The organism is Melghirimyces profundicolus, from assembly GCF_003054245.1.
GTDB lineage: Bacteria > Bacillota > Bacilli > Thermoactinomycetales > DSM-45169 > Melghirimyces > Melghirimyces profundicolus.
In genome coordinates this window covers 61,099-78,112 of the sequence record NZ_QBKR01000014.1, presented here as the reverse complement: position 1 = coordinate 78,112, position 17,014 = coordinate 61,099, and the positions used below count along the sequence as shown (strand labels likewise).

Below are 17,014 nucleotides of genomic sequence, written 5' to 3'. Positions count from 1 at the left end.
AACCTGCTTTTTCCGGCTCGGATTAAAGGAAGGGAAATTGGGGAACGGATGAAGCGAGAGACGGAGGAATGAAACGCGATGCGAATCGGATCAAGAATCGCCAAGACCGTGATCGCCGTGGTTCTTTCCATTTGGACGGCGGAGCTTTTGCAGTTGGAGATGGCCACTTTCGCCGGTATTGTCGCCACACTCTTGATACAGACCACCCGCCGGGAAACCCTGATGGCGGCAATGAAGCTGTTGTCGGCCTCTATGATCACCCTGGTGGTCGCTCCCCTGCTTCTGTCCCTGTTCGGCTTCCACCTGATGGCAGTGGGATTGATGCTTCTGGTCATCATTCCGCTCCTGGCCCGCACCGGGACCGAACGCGGGGTGGTGCTCAGCACCGTCGTCTGCATCCATTTGTACATGTGGGGCCATATCCAATGGTCCTTATGGTGGAACGAACTGACTTTGATATTGGTCGGCATGGCTGTGGCAACGGCGGTCAATCTGATTTATATGCCCCACCGCAGGGAGCGAATGCAGGTGATCCGGCAACGTCTGGCGGAACAATCGGCCTTCTTCCTGGAAGAACTGGCCCGGTCGTTGGAAGGGGATCATCGGGACTGGGACGGAGAGGAAATTTTGCGGATCCATTCTTTGATCAAAGAAGGAGAAAAGCTGGCCCGAATCCATGAAGGAAACTACGTGACCCGGGAAGACCTGATGGACGTAGATGACTTCCGGCGGAAGCGGCAACAGTTCGAGCACCTGAAGCACATGCTGGTTCTGGTTTCCCGGGTGGAAGCGGCCGTGGTCCAGGGCCGGATGATCGCCGGGTTGCTGAGAAAGGCTGCAGCGTGGCTCCGGACACATCGGCTGGAGGAGACGGGTCCCCTGCTGAAAGAATTGGAGACTTTAAGGGGGCGGTTTGAGGAGATGGATTTGCCGGTCACCCGGGAAGAATTCGAAACCCGCGCCGCCCTTCTCCAGATCCTTCACGAACTGAGAGAATTGATCCGAAAGGAAGAATGAGGGGAGGACAGGTGGAGGCGGAGAGGCGGTAAAAGACAGCCAGGCCTTGCGGGTCTGGCTTTTTTATCGGATGAAGAGGGAAAACCGGTGGATATATTTTTTCATCATATAAACCCACCCGCACCGCGGACGGGTGAAGGGTGGGTTCGGTTTAAAGCTCCTTGAGGGCGGCGAAAGCGATCAAAGCCCATCCGATCAGAAACGCCAGGCCGCCGATGGGTGTGATCATGCCCCATTTGGTCACGTTGGTCAACGCCATCACATACAGGCTGCCGGAGAACAAAATGATTCCGGCCACGAGTAGCCATCCTCCGCCGGTGACCAAGGAAGAAGTGCCGATCTTTCCGAGCAGAAGCCCGACAAACAGCAGCCCCAGGGCATGGGCCATATGGTACTGAGCCCCGGTTTGCCAGTTGGCCAGCATCCGTTCCGACACTTTTCCTTCCAGCCCGTGGGCACCGAAGGCCCCCAAGGCGATGCTGAGGAACATGTTGACAGCCCCCAGCAAGATGAACACTTTCATCTTGCATACCCCCTTTTTCCATCGGTTCGAATCTCAGTATAAATCTTTCCCGGTCGGAACGCACGCGGGTTCATCCCTTTGACAATAAAGGGGATGCATGAGGACGGAAGTCGCGGAGAACCCGTGGGAGAAAAGAGGGGTGTCATTCCGTTGATGAGAGGGCGGAACGGACGGCTTTCACAAAACGGTCCAGGTTCCGTTGCCGTCCGGTGAGCCGGTCGCGGACGAACTCCGGCTCAAAGAGCTGATCCCGCAGCGTACGGGTCAGTTCCAGCTGCACCCCGGCCCCTGTGGTTCCCTGGTTGCAGATGTTTTCGGGGTGGGTGCCCGCGATGTCCGGCGGGGCGACTTCCGCTTGAAAGTCCGCTTTCCGGAGCTTTTCCAGGATCCTGTCCCGCAGGTCGGTGTCCCGTCCTCCGACATAACAGACGGCTTCCAATCCGCCGCAACCGTGAACGGTGATCACTTTCCCCGCGTTCCGGACCAATTGAAGGGCCCGCGGCTCGTCAAACCGGGTGGAGGTGAGGTGCAGTTGCCGGTTTCCGGAGGGTTTCAATCCCTCAAACAGATACAGCGAATAATCCTCCCCGGCCATCCTCCGTGCGATGTCGCTGGTGCCGAATTCAATGTTTCCGCCGTGGATGGCGAGGATGGCGACGCTGCGATCCGTCATCTCAATCCGGTAGTCAATCCCTTCGGTTTCCTGTTCGGCCAGCTCCGCATAACTTGAATAATGTTCAGACAAATCGATTCCCTCCTTGGATCGGATTCCAACCGGATATATATGTGACCCTGTTGCCGAACAGAACCTTGCGTATCGATCCCAGGGTCGACCGGTCACGAAAAAAGAAAAGGGTTTAACAAATAACAAATCTCAGCTTATAATAATTACAAATACGTTTCACTGAGTAAACTCTATTTGCTTTAACCAAAATCAAGAATCATTCTCAAGGAACCATGCTGTTTGCCGGCGGCAAACAGCATCGCTCGTTTAAAGGGCCGTAACAATGAATTTTATTCTCAACAAAAGGTGGGGGTCTGAAATGATCGATTGGGCAAGAGCGGAACCTCCTGTTTCCATTCCCGCATCCCAACAAACACCGGTTTCCAAAAAACAGGCTCCTCAAGATCAAAAAAGAGGATGGTGGCACACCATTCTCCGGGACCATGGCGAAGCGGCGGCAGCAGCCGTCAGCGGGTTGCTGATCCTGACCGCTTGGCTGGGTCAGAGCTGGCTGGGGGCATTCGATTCGCTTTTCTACCTGACCGCTTATGTGGTGGGGGGCTTCGCCAAAGGCCGGGAAGGTTTGTTGGCTCTCTTCCGGGAGAGAAAGCTGGATGTCAACCTTCTGATGCTCTTTGCCGCTGCCGGAGCGGCGGTCATCGGGTACTGGATGGAAGGGGCCCTTCTCATCTTCATCTTCGCCCTTTCCGGTGCGCTGGAGGCCTATTCCGAGCAGAAGAGCCGCCGGGATCTGACGGCCTTGATGTCCCTGAAACCGGAAACGGCCCGCCTTATTGTGGGCGGGGAGGAGCAGGAAGTGTCCATCGACCGGTTGAAGGTGTCCGATCTCATCCTGGTCAAACCCGGAGAACAGATTCCCGCTGACGGAACGGTGATCCGGGGAGCATCCGAGGTGAACCAAGCGGCGGTCACCGGGGAATCGGTCCCCGTGGAAAAAGAAAAAGGGACCGGGGTGTTTGCCGGGACCCTGAACGGGACCGGATCCCTCATCATCCGGGTGGGTCGCCCGGCGGAGGAGAGCACCTTCTCCCGGATTGTGAAGCTGGTTCGGGAAGCAGAGGAACAGGCCCCCCCTTCCCAACGGAAAATGGAACGGTTTGAGTCCATTTACGTGAAAGCGGTGCTGGCGGTGACTGGCTTGCTTCTTCTCCTGCCCCCGCTTCTCTTCTCCTGGGGATGGGGGGAGACGGTGTACCGGGCCATGGTCTTTATGGTGGTGGCTTCCCCCTGTGCCGTGGTCGCCTCGATCATGCCGGCGGTTCTCGCAGCCATGTCCAACGGGGCGCGCAGAGGACTCCTCTTCAAGGGCGGGGCGATTGTCCAGACCCTTTCCGGGATCAAGGCAGTCGCTTTTGACAAAACCGGGACCCTCACGCGGGGAGAGCCTGCGGTCACCGATGTGATCCCCCTGGGAGGCCGGGATGAAGCGGAAGTGCTGGAGGCGGCCGCCACCCTGGAATCCCTGTCGGAACATCCCATCGCCCGGGCCATCCTTGCGAAGGCCGGGGAACGGAAGATCCATTACCGACGGCCGGACCGTTTTACTTCCCGCACCGGACGGGGGGTGGAAGCGGAGTGGAACGGATCCCGATGGAAAATGGGGAAACCGGCGTGGATCCTTTCCGGTGACGAATTCCGGGATTCGCTCCGCCGGTTGGAATCCCAAGGGAAAACGGTGGTCTGCCTTGCCGACGATCGGGGCCCCGCCGGGCTGATCGCGCTTCGGGACACCATTCGCCCGGAAGCCCGGGCCGCCGTGGAGCGATTAAAAAAGCTGGGGCTCAGGGTGGTGATGCTTACTGGGGACAGGTGTCAGACTGCGGAAGCGATCGCCCGGCAGGCGGGAATCGATGAGGTGCGTGCGGAACTCCTTCCCGAAGAAAAGGTGAAAGCTCTCCGCCAGCTGGAGGAAGAGAACGGCCCCACCGCCATGGTGGGTGACGGCGTCAACGATGCCCCCGCGCTGGCGGGAGCCACCGTCGGGATCGCCATGGGGGCGGCCGGAAGCGATGTGGCCCTGGAAACGGCCCGGGTGGTGTTGATGAACGATGACCTGAACAAAGTGCCCGAGTCCATCGCTCTCGGAAAACGGACTTGGGGTGTGGTTCAGCAGAATCTCGTCTTCGCCATGGCGGTGATTGCCGTTCTCATCGCGGCGAACTTCATGCAGGGAATCCCCTTGCCCCTGGGTGTCGTGGGCCACGAAGGAAGCACCCTTTTGGTCATTTTGAACGGTTTGCGCCTGTTGCGGTGAGAATCAACTTTGGAACAAACGACAACCACCAAAAGACCCGCCCGCCTCGATGGGCGGGTCTTTTGGTGGTTAATTTTTCAAAAAAACCTTTACTGAAAATGGGTTTAACATTAAAATCAATTTTAACGATTAAACGGAGCATGGAAAGGGAATCGTGTTCTCCCAAAGCGCCTTTGTTGTCCTGCCCAGCGGAGAATCAGCCACGGTTCTGAAGTCAATCGGACCAAAGACCGGGAAGAGTCCTGCGGGAGTCGCAGGGCTTATTTTGTATCCGGATTTCCGCCCTGCCACCGATGAGGAAGCGGAGCGGACGGCGGTAAGATAAAGGAAATCAGCGGAGAAACGGGTGAGAGAGAGATGACATCGGTGTGTAACGACCGGCGGATGTATACGCTGCTGGCCGCCAATATCGCTTCTTCGGTGGGAACGGGCATTTCGGGGATCGCCGTTCCCTGGTATCTGATTCAGCGGCCTGGAGGGGAAGCGGCCTTCGGATACCTGATGTTCGGAATGACCATTATGTCCTTTCTACTGGCCCCTTCGATCGGAGTGTGGGTGGACCGTTTTTCCCGGAAGCGGTTGCTCTTGATCAACCAATGCATCGGTCTGGCCGTGACGCTTCCTCTGGCTCTGTGGGGGATGATCGCCGGCCATTACAGCACCTGGCAGTTGGTGACCGTCAGCGCCGCCGCTTTTCTGTATTACAACCTTCATTTCCCGACCCAGTTCGCCTTGGTCCAGGAAATCTTCGACCGATCGCGGTACCGGACCCTGAACGGCCTTCTCGAGGTGCAGAGCCAGGCAGCGGCCATGATCAGCGGAGGTCTGGCCAGTTTGCTGTTGGGGATGGTTGATTTTCACTGGATCCTGACGGTGGATGCGGTCACCTATCTCCTCGGTTTTCTTCTCCTTTGGACCCTCCCCTACCGGCGGGAGCGCGTGGAGAGAGGGACTTCTCCCGTCTCCCGGAGTTGGTGGGGGGATCTGTCGAAGGGGGCTCGGTATCTTCGCAACCAGCCTCGATTGACACTGTTTTTTCTTTGCACGATGCTTCCCTTCATCGGAGTGATGGCGAGCAACTATCTCAATCCGATCTACGTGGTGGACACGCTGAAGGCAGATGCCGCCGTGATGGGGCTTCAGGAAATGCTGTACGCCGTCGGGGCCGTGTCGGCGGGAATCACGATTCCATGGCTGATGCGCCGCCTGGGGGCCTATGTCACGCTCTTGGTCACGGTGGGCTTTTACACCCTGGCGACCTCCGTGCTCGCATGGGTTCCTGTGGTGACGGTGTTTTTGACAATCAAGTTCCTGTTCGGATGGGGGAACGCCGGCACACGGGTGGCCCGCAACACGCTGATGATGGAGTTGGTTCCCAATCGGTTGATCGGAAGGGTGAACAGCTTCTTCATGGGAGTGGGTTACATGTTGCGCATCACCCTGCTGGGTTTGTTTACCCAGACCGTTCCCCAATGGGGGGCCATGTGGGCTTATAGGGTGCTCTTCATCGTGATGATGCTGGGGTGGCTCGGTGTCATCCTCAGTCGCGGAGTGGTGAAAGGGGACGCGAATCATGAAGAGCAAAGCCCCCTGAAGACAACTTCGGCTTCCATATCCCGCACGAGGGCAGCGACCGAAGTCAAACAAGGAACTTGGCTTGGAAGCAACCCCATGAAAAACTGAGCTACATCCGCCACGACCGGAAAGTCGGAGAGGTTTGCAGCGGATCCCTGTTCATCAGCCTCACCTTGTCCCGGTCTGACGGCCTGCTGCTGATCTTTGCCGGCTTCTTCCCCATCGGGCTTTTCTGTCTCCTATTTCATCCCGGAAAGAAAAAATCCGCCCTTCGGCGGATGAGAAAACATCGGTCTTTAAAACTTGAACGTGACCGCAAAGATGATGAACACCAAAAGCAACAGGGTCAGGTTTAACAGACGAATATATCGTTTGAGGGTGCCGGTCATGGCGGCGGGATCGGTTTCCGCCTTCACTTTCTTCAAGAGACGACCGCCGTAAATCGGCAGGCCGACGGCGTAAAGAAGGACGATCAGACTTCCGAAGCGCTCCTTGATCAAGAGGTACAGGGGCTTGTCCGGCCCCCACTGCACCAGCATGTACAGGCCGGTCAGCAGCGTGAGCACGGCCACGGGGACCATCATGCGCACGTTCAGATTGTGGACGTTGACCAGGCTTTCCTTCATGGAAAGACCTTGGTCATGCAATTTGGTCGACTTGCGGAGCCAGACGGCCATCACCGTGATGCCGCCGACCCAGCTGGCGATGCTCAGGATGTGGATAAACAGTGCAATTTTGACGTCCATTTCATTTTCCCCATTTCTGACTCAGAATCGATGGTAGAATTCAGGGCAGGAGCACCTCAAACCCTTCGGTGGCGGCATTCCGGCCCTGCTCCGATCGTTTTCGCTCCCCATGAGCCTGGGCGAAATGCTCGCTTTCCGTCCAGCGGATGAAATCTTCTTTGCTTTCAAATACCGTTTCCGCCACCAGGTGAGTCCCGTCTTCCGCCTTCAGCAGACGGAAGGAAACGAAGCCGGGGACCTTTTCCATCCGCGCGGGAGACTGGCGAAACCGCTCCACCAGCGTTTCCATGTGTTCCCGGGAGTCCACCCGAATCCGATTGTTCACTTGGTACATTAGACAACCCTCCCTCCTCCATTTTAACAAAGCGGCAACGATTTTGGACGGGGGATGGAATTTCTCCCGCTTCCGTCATAAAAAAATCACGGGATCATCAAATCCGACCTGGCCCGGTACAATCTCCGATCCCCTTTTCGGGAGGATTCCGGGTCTTCTTCGGTGAAATATGGCGCAGACTTGAAAAAAGGGTTTCAGATCACCGGGAGAACGGAATGGGGTAATTGAGCGTTTCGCTCCCCAGAGATTAAGAAGGAGGGGTTCAGTTGATCCGGCTTTCCGCCGTGTCCAAGACGTACCCGGACGGTACGGAAGTTTTGAAATCTCTGGATATTGAGGTGAATGAAGGTGAATTTTTTGTTTTGATCGGTCCCAGCGGCTGCGGCAAGACCACCACGGTGAAACTGATCAACCGGTTGATCGAGCCGACGGAAGGGGAAATCTTGCTGAAGGGTCGGGAAATCCATACTTACAACATCCACGAACTCCGGTGGAACATCGGCTACGTTTTGCAACGCATCGCGCTGTTCCCCCATATGAACGTAGCGGAGAACATCGCGGTGGTGCCGGAGATGAAAAAGTGGGACAAACCCCGGATCCGAAAGCGGGTGGACGAACTTCTGGAGATGGTGGGGATGGACCCCGCCGCTTTCCGGGATCGGATGCCCTCCGAACTTTCAGGGGGACAACAGCAACGGGTCGGGGTGGCCCGGGCCTTGGCGGCGGACCCGGACTTGATCCTGATGGACGAACCCTTCAGTGCCCTCGACCCGATCAGCCGGGAACGTCTGCAGCAGGATATACAAAACCTGCAGCGGGAAATACGAAAAACCGTGGTGTTTGTCACCCATGACATGGATGAAGCAATGGCTCTGGGAGACCGGGTCTGCCTGATGAAGGAAGGGCGGGTGGTTCAGGTCGACATCCCGCAAAATTTGATTCTCCACCCGGCCGATGACTTTGTCCGGACTTTTATCGGGGACCGGAGATCTCCCTGGCTGACCGCGGTGGATGTGATGGCGGACGCGGACAGTCCCCGAATCGTGGAAGAAAGGGACCCGAAAAAGAGGAAAGGGCCTCTTTTCTTACGGGATGAAAGGGGAACGTTCCTTGGTCGCCTGGAAAACGAAACCCTTGATCCCGACGGACCGGTGCTTTCCAACGATACCAAGCTCCGGGATGCGGTCCGGGTATTTCGGGAGAACCGAACCGATTGGCTGCCCGTGCTGCGGGGAGATAAGTTGATCGGTGTCCTCTCTCACCGGCACATCGTGGAATACCTGGAGCGAACCGCTCACACCGGGGAGGTGAAGGGATGATGAACCAATGGATCGAGCTGGTGGAAAAGCATTCCGATGTTCTGCTTCAAACCGCCTGGGAACACCTCCAGCTGTCACTCCTCTCCCTCCTCATTGCCGTCCTGATCGCTCTTCCCCTGGGCATTTATCTTACCCGAAAGCAAAAAACGGCCGAGTACGTGATCGGGGTGACGGCCGTGTTGCAAACGATTCCCAGCCTGGCCCTGCTTGGATTCATGATCCCTCTCATCGGAATCGGAAAGGTCCCTGCGGTCATCGCTTTGACCGCCTACGCACTTTTGCCGATCCTCCGGAACACGTACACCGGGATCAAAGAGGTGGACCCGGCTTTGACGGAAGCGGCCACGGGGATGGGCATGAGTTCCGGACGCCGTCTCGTCAAAGTGGAGCTACCGTTGGCGATGCCGGTGATTATGGCAGGGATCCGGACGGCCATGGTGCTGATTGTGGGAACGGCCACCCTGGCTGCTCTCATCGGGGCGGGGGGCCTCGGGGATCTCATCTTGACGGGTATCCAACGGGCGGATAACGGATACATTCTGCTCGGTGCCATTCCCGCCGCCCTTTTGGCCATCTTTTTCGATGGGGTGTTGCGTCTCACCGAGAAACGCTCCCGGGGAGCCTCCTTCCGGCCCATCCTCGTTGTGGTGCTGGTGGCCGCCCTCGTGGTTCTCGTGCCCCTGGCGACGGACGGTACCGGTGAAGACGTGGTGATCGGCGGGAAGTTGGGAGCGGAACCGGAAATATTGGTCAATATGTATAAAATCCTGATCGAAGAAGAAACCGAGTTGAATGTAAAATTAGAACCGGGTCTGGGCGGCACCGATTTTCTCTTTAAAGCCCTCCAAAAAGGAGACATCGACATTTACCCCGAATTCACGGGGACGGCCATCACCACCCTTCTGAAAGAGCAACCGGTCAGTAATGACGAAGGGGAAGTAGACCGCCAGGCAAAAGAAGGACTCCTCAAAAAGCAGGATATGGTGATGCTGAAGCCGATGAAGTACAACAATACGTATGCGCTTGCGGTGAAGGAAAAAACGGCGGAAAAATACGGGCTGAAGACCATCTCCGATCTGAAACCTCACGTCGAAGATCTGACTGCCGGTTTCACCTTTGAATTCAAGGATCGGGAGGACGGGTACAAGGGGATCCGCAAAAAATACGGCCTCACTCTTCCCCGCATAAAGACCATGGATGCCGGTCTCCGTTCCAAGGCGATCCAGAGCGGAGACGTGGACCTCATTGACGCATACTCCACTGACGGCTACATGATCGAGTACAACCTGGTGGTACTGAAAGACGACAAAAACCTGTTCCCCCCTTATCAAGGAGCCCCCCTTCTCCGGAAAGAAACCCTGGATCGACATCCCGAACTGGAAAAGGCGTTGAACCAATTGGCCGGTAAAATTGACGAGGACGAGATGCGCCGGATGAACTACCGGGTGGACTTCAAAGACGAAGATCCGGCCCGGGTGGCCCGGGAATTCCTGGAGAAAAAAGGGCTGGTCGATTAAACTCCCTTCACTCGGCGGTGCAAACCGCCTTTTTTAATGAGATCTTCCCCCGTGAAAAGAATATAGAAAGAAGGAACCCGCCGTGGCGGAGAAAGGGGAAGATGCCTCTTGTATCCGGATCATCGGGAAAGGAGTCGAAGATGGAAAACACCTTTGAACTGATCCTGTTGTTACTGGTCCTGGCTGCGGGGATTACTGCGCTTTCCAAGAAACTGAATATCGCCTATCCGATTGCCTTGGTGGTGGCCGGGACCCTGATCGGTCTTGCGCCGGTATCGGGCTTGGAGGAACTGAAGGGGTTCGTGGCGGAAGAGGATGTCTTCCGGTTTGCGGTGATCTCCATCTTTCTGCCGGCTCTCCTGGGAGAAGCGACGTTGAAACTGCCCTTCTCCCACCTGAACGAAAACCGGAAACCGATTCTGATCCTCGCTTTTGTGGGAACCTTTCTCTCCTACCTGACCGTGGGTTTTCTTTCCATGGGATGGATCGGCCTATCCGTCACTGCAGCCTTTACTTTTGCCGCGCTTATGGCGGCGACGGACCCGGTCAGTGTCCTTTCCATCTTCAAAAGCATGGGAGTGAACGAGCGGTTGTCCACGGTGATGGAGGGGGAGAGCTTGGTGAATGACGGCTTGGCCGTCGTTTTGTTCCATATCTCCTCCCTCTCCCTTCTCGCCTATCTGGGCGCCGGGGCGGCCGGAATGGGGATGGCGGGCTTGGAGTTTGTGAAGGTGGTTTCCGGAGGATTGGCCGTCGGGGGGATCCTGGGCTGTGTTTTTTCTCGGCTGACCCGGTTCTTCGATGATTATCCGCTCGAAATCATTTTTTCCGTCATTCTTTTTTACGGAGCTTTTCTGGTTGCGGAAATCTTCCACTTATCCGGGGTGATCGCAGTGGTGACCGCGGGGCTGATCTTCGGGAACTACGGGGCCCGGATCGGCATGAACCCCACCACCAAGTTGAATATCCGGACCTTCTGGGACGTCTTGGCCCTCTTGGCCAATTCCCTGGTGTTCTTCATGGTGGGGCTGGAAGTGACCGCTGTCGATATCGGGGACAAATGGGGAGACATCTCCCTGGCCATTCTGATTGTGCTGATCGCGCGGAGCGTGGCCGTCTATGTGAGTTTGTTGCCGCTTCGCAAACTTCCCCGGTCATGGAAACACATCTTCAATTGGGGAGGATTGCGGGGATCCCTGTCCATTGCCCTGGCGCTCAGTCTTCCCGCCGATTTCCCCGGCCGGGAAGAGGTGCTGGTTCTCGCCTACAGTGTCGTTCTCTTCTCCCTGATTGTCCAGGGGTTGACCCTCAAGTCCTTGGTCCGGTGGCTGGGGGTGAAGCAGGAAGCGGAAAGCCTGACGGAATACGAAGAACGGTTGGCGCTTCTTCAGCGCAGCCGGGCCGCCCAACAGGAATTGGACCGATTGAAGGAGAAAGGCACCCTGTCCCCGGTTCTCCATGAACAGATGATCCGGAAGTACGAGGAGAAACAGGAAAGCGCCCGGGAGCAACTGAACCGGCTGTATGAAGAGAGGCCGGAACTCCAGCAGGAACAATGGGCCGATGCCCTTCAACTCGTCCTTTACGCCGAACACCGGGCGGTGGATGAAATGGAGAGAGAACATACCATCTCCAAACCGGTGGCCGACCGGCACCGGGCACAGATCGTCGATCGGTTGGTGGGGAATGAAGAGCAACAGCAGACGTGAGCGGGTAAAGGAAAGACCGACCCAAAGGTCGGTCCGATGAAATCAGCAACCCGGGACCAGCCGATCGGATCGTCGATTCATGTTCTTCACCCCACTCCAGCCGTTGTGCCCGTCATGAGAACAACCAAAACAGACTCCCGGTCCTCCGGGAGTCTGTTTGGATTATCCTTCGGGAGAAGTGTCTCCGGTTGTATCGCCGCCTCCGGTGGGATCCCCGCCGTTGGTGTTCCCTCCGGTGTCGTCCCCCCCGGTGGTGTTGGTGCCGCCGGTATCACCGGTGGTATCGCCGCCGATGGTGTTGCCGCCGGTATCGCCTCCGGTGGTATCGCCTTCGTTGTCACCGATCCCATCCCCCCCGGTGGTTTGTTGTCCGCTCTGGTCATCGGAGGGTGGGGTTTGGCCGCTATCATCCGAATCCACATCCTGTGGGGGTTCTTCCAGGTCCGGTTGTTCGCTGGGTTCTTCGGGCTTTGGCGGTTTCGCCGGCTCCTCCGGCTCATCCCCGCCGAGGAAGCCGTCCAGGAAGCCGCCACCGGAAGATCCGCTTTCCGGCGGTTCAAACCGGCTGACTTTCGTGCCGGCCAGTGTGTCGCTCATCACCTGCCGGAAGATCCGGGCGGGGTACTCGCCGCCGCTCAGTTTCGTATGGCCCCCGTCATGGTTGAAGACGGTGGTGGCCATCACGTATTCGGGGGTGTATCCCACAAACCAAGCTTCTTTGCTCTTCTGAGTCGTACCGGTTTTGCCGGCGACATCCCGGCCGTCGGGAAGTTTCGCATTGCGGCCGGTTCCGTTGTCGACGGCATACTTCAGGATCTGGGTCATGGTCCAGGCCGTCTGTTCGGAAAAGACCTCCTGATCCTTTTTCACCTTTTCGTCGGGCTCCAGCTCTGTTCCGTCCACGTCAACAATTTTTTTGATGGTATGGGCTTCGGTGTATTTCCCGTCATGGACGAACGTGGAATAAGCCTGGGCCATCTGGAGGGTGTTCACCCCGTCGGTCAGTCCGCCGAGGGCAAGGGGCGCCGGGGATTTATCCCCCGGTTTCGGTTCCAATCCCAACTCCTGGGCATATTCGTAGGCTTTGTCCACTCCCACCACTTCGGTGAGGAGCCGGGCCGTCGCCGCGTTCATGGACTGGGCCGCCACTTCTTTCAGTGTAACGGTTCCGTGGAAGGTTCGATCGTAGTTCTTGGGTGTCCAACCTTTATAGGTGAAGGGAGCATCGGACACCAGGCTGTTTTCATTGTATCCCTTCTCCTGGATGGCCGGCGCATAAGCCGTCAACGGCTTGATCGAAGAGCCGGGTTGCAGACGTGCCAGCGCCCGGTTGGGGTATCCGGGGAGGTAGTGTCTCCCCCCGCCCAATGCGGCGATTTCCCCGGTCTTGGGGTCGAGGATGGTGGCGCCGGCGTCCAGGTTTTTGTGGTTTTGATAGAAGGCGTCTTTCTTCAGGTTTTCCTCCAAGGAACGTTGGGCTTTCACGTTCAGTCCGGTGTAAACTTTGTAACCGCCGTTCACCAATTCCTGGGCGTTGAGGCCGTAGCGTTTTTCAGCTTCGTCCAGCACGTATTCCTTATAGGCGGTGTAATGTTCTTTCTGTTTGTATTTGGCCAGGTAGTTTTTGTTCACTCCCAACTCCATTTGCTGGTATTTCTCTTTTTCCTGCTCCGAGATCAGACCCTTTTCCGCCATCTTTTTCAAAACCACGTTGCGGCGCTGTTTGGCGGCTTCCGGTTTCCGGTAGGGATTGTACCCTTCCGGCGCTTTGGGGAGGCCGGCCAGCAGCGCCATTTCGTGGGGTTCCAGTTTCTCTTTGGTCAGATCTTTTCCGAAGTAAATTTTGGACGCCATCTGGATTCCGGATACACCGTTCCCGAGGTAGATGTAGTTGAGGTAGGATTCCAGGATCTCTTTTTTCGTGTACTTTCGTTCCAGGTTGTAGGCGAGGGCGATTTCGCTGACTTTCCGCATAAACGTTTTATCCCGGTCGTTGAGGATCACGTTCCGGGCCACCTGCATGGTGATGGTGCTGGCTCCTTCTTTGGGACTCATCGTCAGGATGTCCACTGCCAACGCGCGGCCGATCCCTTTCAGATCGGCGCCGTTATGCTCGTAAAAGCGCTCATCTTCCACGTAAACAAAGGTCTGGGCCAATTCCTTTGATTTTACATTGTCCAGGTCCACATATTCCCGCTGGGTGCTCCCGAGGGTGGTGACTTTTTTTCCCCGATGGTCGTAGAGGGTGGTGGCGAACCGCATGTCCTTCAGGCTTTCCAGATTGTAAAGGTTGGTGGTCATCATCACCGTGGCAAATCCTCCAAAGATGATGAGAACGGTGGTGGAGAGGACTAACAGCCACCACTTTTTGGTCATCATGGAATTCCAAAACAAACGGCCGTATGATTTCATAATGCGAGCGTTCATTCGATTCTCTCCTCCCAAGGTACAATATATATCATACTGGGCGCCGGGGAAAAGCAGAACCGTGTTTATACAGACTTTACTTTAAAGCACCCGCCTTTTTTGCTTCGCGAAGCTTGCGGACCCGGTCCGAACCTCCTATAATCGGGGAAGATTGCGGCGAAGATCGCCGGTTCGTGCTAAAATGAGGATGAACGAACTGGATAGGACAGGCCTTTCAAGAGGTGATACAGTCATGCCGGAATGGATCATCTGGGTGATGATTCCGTGGTTTTTGTTCATGATCTGGTTCCTGGCCACCGGCGGTTACTTCATGTTCCGTAAATTTATGAAGGGAATGCCGAAGGAAGACGGCAAGTCCGAGCTGGACTGGCAGGAACACTATATAGAAAAAACCCGACATCTCTGGACGGAGGAACAACGGAGGCTGCTGGACGAGCTGGTTCAGCCGGTTCCCCAGCTGTTCCGGGACACGGCAAAACGGACGATCGCCGGAAAGATCGGGGAGCTCGCCGTCAGGGAAGACGCAGACCGGATGACGCAGGACCTCATCGTCCGGGGTTATATCCTGGCCACCCCCAAAAGGGACCACAAGTGGCTGATCGAAACTCTGGAACGGAAAGAGGTGGATCTGTCTCCCTACCGGCAACTGCTTCAATGAAAGGGTGTCACCGATGGTGATGCCCTTTTCCTGTTTCGGCCCGATCCAACCTTCTTTTCGGGGTTTCGGACGGGCTGTGCTATACTGGACGGGAACGGAACATTTTTCCGGCCCATCACGCGAAACGAGATCAAGTGGAGGCATTCATGATACGGGTACGCAACTTGGTGAAAAGTTACGGCGGAACGAGGGTGGTCGACGGTGTGGGGTTCGAGGTGGCCGAAGGGGAAGTGTTCGGCCTGTTGGGACCCAACGGAGCAGGAAAAACCACCACGATGGAAATGATGGAAGGCTTGAGGAAACCGGACAGGGGAGAAGTGTGTCTGTTCGGGGTGGACGGGATCCGAAAGCCAGCCAAACTGAAGGAAATCATCGGGATCCAGCTGCAGTCCACCGCCTTGTTTGACCACCTGAGTACGGAAGAGAGCATCCTCCTTTACGGCAGCTTCTATAAAAAGATGCGTCCGCCGGCGGAACTCCTCCGGTCTTTCGATCTGGAGGAAAAAAGGAGAACGCTTGTCAAGCATTTATCCGGCGGGCAGCGTCAACGGCTGGCGATCGCACTGGCGGTGGTCCATGACCCTCGGGTGATCTTCCTCGATGAACCCACCACCGGGCTGGATCCCAAGGCCCGACGGGCACTGTGGGAGATCATCCTCCACTTGAAGGAAGAGGGGAGGACGCTGTTTCTTTCCACGCACTATATGGAGGAGGCCGAACAGCTCTGTGACCGGGTGGCAATCATGGACAGCGGGCGGGTGATCGCTCTGGACACCCCCGCCCGGCTCATCCGGCAGCTGGCTTCCGACAGTGTCATCGAGTTTGCGGCGGAACGGGGGGTCTCCGACGCCCACTTTCGCGAACTGGAAGGAGTCAAGGAAGTGAAGCGTACCGACGGGGGATGGATGCTCTTGCTGACCGACAATCTCAGGGGAACGCTGTCTGGGCTGATCCCCCTGGCCGACCGGGAGGGCTTGGTATTGAACGGGCTTCGCACCCGCTCGGCAACCTTGGAGGACGTATTCCTCGAACGGACCGGAAAGAGGCTGACAGAACAATGAAAGCATATTGGCGATTGACTTGGGCCCAGTTGCTGTTGTTCGCACGGAACAAAAATACCATCATTTGGTCGCTGTTTTTACCGATCTTCATGATGCTGGCTTTGGGGACGTTTCTGGGGGAGGGGGGAACCAATCAATTTCAGATGAGCGTGGCGGTGGCCGACGAGGATCAAACTCCCCGCTCCCGGGCCGTTTTCGAAGAGCTTTCCAATACCGAAGGGCTCCAAGTGGCCGAAACGTCCCGCGCCCAGGGCTTATCCCGGCTGAAAAAAGGAGATGCGCAAATCCTGGTGGTACTGAAGGCGGGATTGGGAAAACAACTGGAAACCAGCGGGCAAAAAGGGAAAAAGGAAAAACCCCTGGTGGCGCTGTATCTGGATAAAAGCAATCCGGCCGTTTCCCAGGTGGGCTCCACGGTCATCCGGGAAGCGGTGGACAAGTTGAACAAAGAAGCCGTGGATTACCGCCCTTTGGTGAAGACGGAGGAAATCGACATCCAGTCCCGCCCACTCGGTTATATCGATTTCCTGGTTCCCGGTATTCTGTCGCTGATGATCATGAGCAGCAACCTGAACGGCGTGGCAGCCACCATCGCCTCCTGGCGGGAACGGGGGATTCTTCGAAGGATGCAGGGGACCCCTCTCAAAAGTTCCACCTTTATCGCGGGACAGATTACCGCCCGTGTGATTCTGAACGGGTTGCAGGCGGTGGCGGTGCTTTTCGTCGGCTATTTCGTCTTCGGGGTCCACGTGTACGGTTCCTGGCTGCTCCTTATCATGTTCATCCTCCTCGGCACGCTCACCTTCATGTCGATCGGTTTCATTATCGCCAGTCTGTCCCGGACGCCGGAGAGCGCCGCTCCGATTGCCGGTTTGATCTCCTTTCCCATGATTTTTGTGGGAGGGATTTTCTTCCCGGTCCGGGATCTTCCCGGAATCCTGCAGCCCCTGGTGAAGGCGATCCCCATCGGGTATTTGACCGATGCCCTGCGCAAAGTGATGAACGAAGGGGCCACCCTGATCCAGCTCTGGGTCCCCGCGGCGGTCCTGGGAGCATGGGTGGTGGTGGCATTTACGACGGCGGCGCTGACCTTCCGATGGGATGTGAGATGAACGGGGAAAAGGAGGGT

General features: G+C 56.8%; 14 protein-coding genes. 9 read left to right on the top strand and 5 right to left on the bottom strand.

What is annotated here, in order from left to right; genetic code table 11:
- The first annotated feature begins 78 nt into the window (after window positions 1-78).
- Complete coding sequence (locus tag C8P63_RS11020; protein WP_108024111.1) at window positions 79-1,017, top strand: aromatic acid exporter family protein; 939 nt, start codon at window positions 79-81, stop codon at window positions 1,015-1,017.
- Between the two features lie 151 nt (window positions 1,018-1,168).
- Here the strand turns inward: C8P63_RS11020 and C8P63_RS11015 are convergent, their stop codons facing one another.
- Both C8P63_RS11015 and C8P63_RS11010 read right to left on the bottom strand, forming a co-directional pair.
- Window positions 1,169-1,540 (bottom strand): DUF423 domain-containing protein, encoded by a 372-nt coding sequence (locus C8P63_RS11015; protein WP_108024109.1) that lies wholly within the window; start codon window positions 1,538-1,540, stop codon window positions 1,169-1,171.
- A 142-nt stretch (window positions 1,541-1,682) separates the two neighbouring features.
- Window positions 1,683-2,285 carry a poly-gamma-glutamate hydrolase family protein gene (locus C8P63_RS11010; RefSeq protein ID WP_108024107.1) on the bottom strand — a complete coding sequence of 201 codons (603 nt, stop codon included), beginning with the start codon at window positions 2,283-2,285 and terminating at the stop codon, window positions 1,683-1,685.
- A gap of 298 nt (window positions 2,286-2,583) precedes the next feature.
- Between C8P63_RS11010 and C8P63_RS11005 the strand changes: the two genes are divergently transcribed.
- Complete coding sequence (locus tag C8P63_RS11005; protein WP_108024105.1) at window positions 2,584-4,539, top strand: heavy metal translocating P-type ATPase; 1,956 nt, start codon at window positions 2,584-2,586, stop codon at window positions 4,537-4,539.
- A 357-nt stretch (window positions 4,540-4,896) separates the two neighbouring features.
- Window positions 4,897-6,222, top strand: coding sequence for an MFS transporter (locus tag C8P63_RS11000; RefSeq protein WP_108024102.1), 1,326 nt, complete (start codon window positions 4,897-4,899; stop codon window positions 6,220-6,222).
- Between the two features lie 188 nt (window positions 6,223-6,410).
- Here the strand turns inward: C8P63_RS11000 and C8P63_RS10995 are convergent, their stop codons facing one another.
- Window positions 6,411-6,860 (bottom strand): hypothetical protein, encoded by a 450-nt coding sequence (locus tag C8P63_RS10995; protein WP_108024100.1) that lies wholly within the window; start codon window positions 6,858-6,860, stop codon window positions 6,411-6,413.
- Between the two features lie 40 nt (window positions 6,861-6,900).
- Complete coding sequence (locus C8P63_RS10990) at window positions 6,901-7,194, bottom strand: antibiotic biosynthesis monooxygenase family protein (protein ID WP_108024098.1); 294 nt, start codon at window positions 7,192-7,194, stop codon at window positions 6,901-6,903.
- A 266-nt stretch (window positions 7,195-7,460) separates the two neighbouring features.
- Here C8P63_RS10990 and C8P63_RS10985 point away from each other — a divergent pair, with 266 nt between their 5' ends.
- From C8P63_RS10985 to C8P63_RS10975, 3 genes are all read left to right on the top strand, one after another.
- Window positions 7,461-8,513 carry an ABC transporter ATP-binding protein gene (locus C8P63_RS10985; RefSeq protein WP_108024096.1) on the top strand — a complete coding sequence of 351 codons (1,053 nt, stop codon included), beginning with the start codon at window positions 7,461-7,463 and terminating at the stop codon, window positions 8,511-8,513.
- A complete protein-coding gene (locus tag C8P63_RS10980) occupies window positions 8,513-10,030 on the top strand; it encodes an ABC transporter permease/substrate-binding protein (RefSeq protein ID WP_108024184.1) in 1,518 nt (505 codons plus the stop codon). The genes C8P63_RS10985 and C8P63_RS10980 overlap by 1 nt, the downstream gene beginning before the upstream one ends.
- A gap of 140 nt (window positions 10,031-10,170) precedes the next feature.
- Complete coding sequence (locus tag C8P63_RS10975; RefSeq protein ID WP_108024182.1) at window positions 10,171-11,739, top strand: cation:proton antiporter; 1,569 nt, start codon at window positions 10,171-10,173, stop codon at window positions 11,737-11,739.
- A gap of 162 nt (window positions 11,740-11,901) precedes the next feature.
- Here C8P63_RS10975 and C8P63_RS10970 read toward each other — a convergent pair whose 3' ends face one another.
- Window positions 11,902-14,166 (bottom strand): transglycosylase domain-containing protein, encoded by a 2,265-nt coding sequence (locus C8P63_RS10970; protein WP_108024094.1) that lies wholly within the window; start codon window positions 14,164-14,166, stop codon window positions 11,902-11,904.
- A gap of 232 nt (window positions 14,167-14,398) precedes the next feature.
- Between C8P63_RS10970 and C8P63_RS10965 the strand changes: the two genes are divergently transcribed.
- The 3 genes from C8P63_RS10965 to C8P63_RS10955 all read left to right on the top strand — a co-directional run bounded on the left by C8P63_RS10965 (window position 14,399) and on the right by C8P63_RS10955 (window position 16,997).
- Entirely contained in the window at window positions 14,399-14,824 is a 426-nt protein-coding gene (locus C8P63_RS10965) for a DUF2621 family protein (RefSeq protein ID WP_108024092.1), read from the top strand.
- Between the two features lie 146 nt (window positions 14,825-14,970).
- The gene (locus C8P63_RS10960) at window positions 14,971-15,885 is read left to right on the top strand and encodes an ABC transporter ATP-binding protein (protein ID WP_108024090.1); all 915 of its coding nucleotides are present in this window, start codon (window positions 14,971-14,973) and stop codon (window positions 15,883-15,885) included.
- The gene (locus tag C8P63_RS10955) at window positions 15,882-16,997 is read left to right on the top strand and encodes an ABC transporter permease (protein ID WP_108024087.1); all 1,116 of its coding nucleotides are present in this window, start codon (window positions 15,882-15,884) and stop codon (window positions 16,995-16,997) included. The genes C8P63_RS10960 and C8P63_RS10955 overlap by 4 nt, the downstream gene beginning before the upstream one ends.
- Window positions 16,998-17,014: the final 17 nt, after the last annotated feature.

What these genes read in the sequence shown, in the direction of transcription:
- C8P63_RS11020 (WP_108024111.1), top strand. Translation starts at nt 79, where the DNA reads ATGCGAATCGGATCAAGAATCGCCAAGACCGTGATCGCCGTGGTTCTT.
- C8P63_RS11015 (WP_108024109.1), bottom strand. Translation starts at nt 1,540, where the DNA reads ATGAAAGTGTTCATCTTGCTGGGGGCTGTCAACATGTTCCTCAGCATC.
- C8P63_RS11005 (WP_108024105.1), top strand. Translation starts at nt 2,584, where the DNA reads ATGATCGATTGGGCAAGAGCGGAACCTCCTGTTTCCATTCCCGCATCC.
- C8P63_RS11000 (WP_108024102.1), top strand. Translation starts at nt 4,897, where the DNA reads ATGACATCGGTGTGTAACGACCGGCGGATGTATACGCTGCTGGCCGCC.
- C8P63_RS10995 (WP_108024100.1), bottom strand. Translation starts at nt 6,860, where the DNA reads ATGGACGTCAAAATTGCACTGTTTATCCACATCCTGAGCATCGCCAGC.
- C8P63_RS10990 (WP_108024098.1), bottom strand. Translation starts at nt 7,194, where the DNA reads ATGTACCAAGTGAACAATCGGATTCGGGTGGACTCCCGGGAACACATG.
- C8P63_RS10980 (WP_108024184.1), top strand. Translation starts at nt 8,513, where the DNA reads ATGAACCAATGGATCGAGCTGGTGGAAAAGCATTCCGATGTTCTGCTT.
- C8P63_RS10975 (WP_108024182.1), top strand. Translation starts at nt 10,171, where the DNA reads ATGGAAAACACCTTTGAACTGATCCTGTTGTTACTGGTCCTGGCTGCG.
- C8P63_RS10970 (WP_108024094.1), bottom strand. Translation starts at nt 14,166, where the DNA reads ATGAACGCTCGCATTATGAAATCATACGGCCGTTTGTTTTGGAATTCC.
- C8P63_RS10965 (WP_108024092.1), top strand. Translation starts at nt 14,399, where the DNA reads ATGCCGGAATGGATCATCTGGGTGATGATTCCGTGGTTTTTGTTCATG.
- C8P63_RS10960 (WP_108024090.1), top strand. Translation starts at nt 14,971, where the DNA reads ATGATACGGGTACGCAACTTGGTGAAAAGTTACGGCGGAACGAGGGTG.
- C8P63_RS10955 (WP_108024087.1), top strand. Translation starts at nt 15,882, where the DNA reads ATGAAAGCATATTGGCGATTGACTTGGGCCCAGTTGCTGTTGTTCGCA.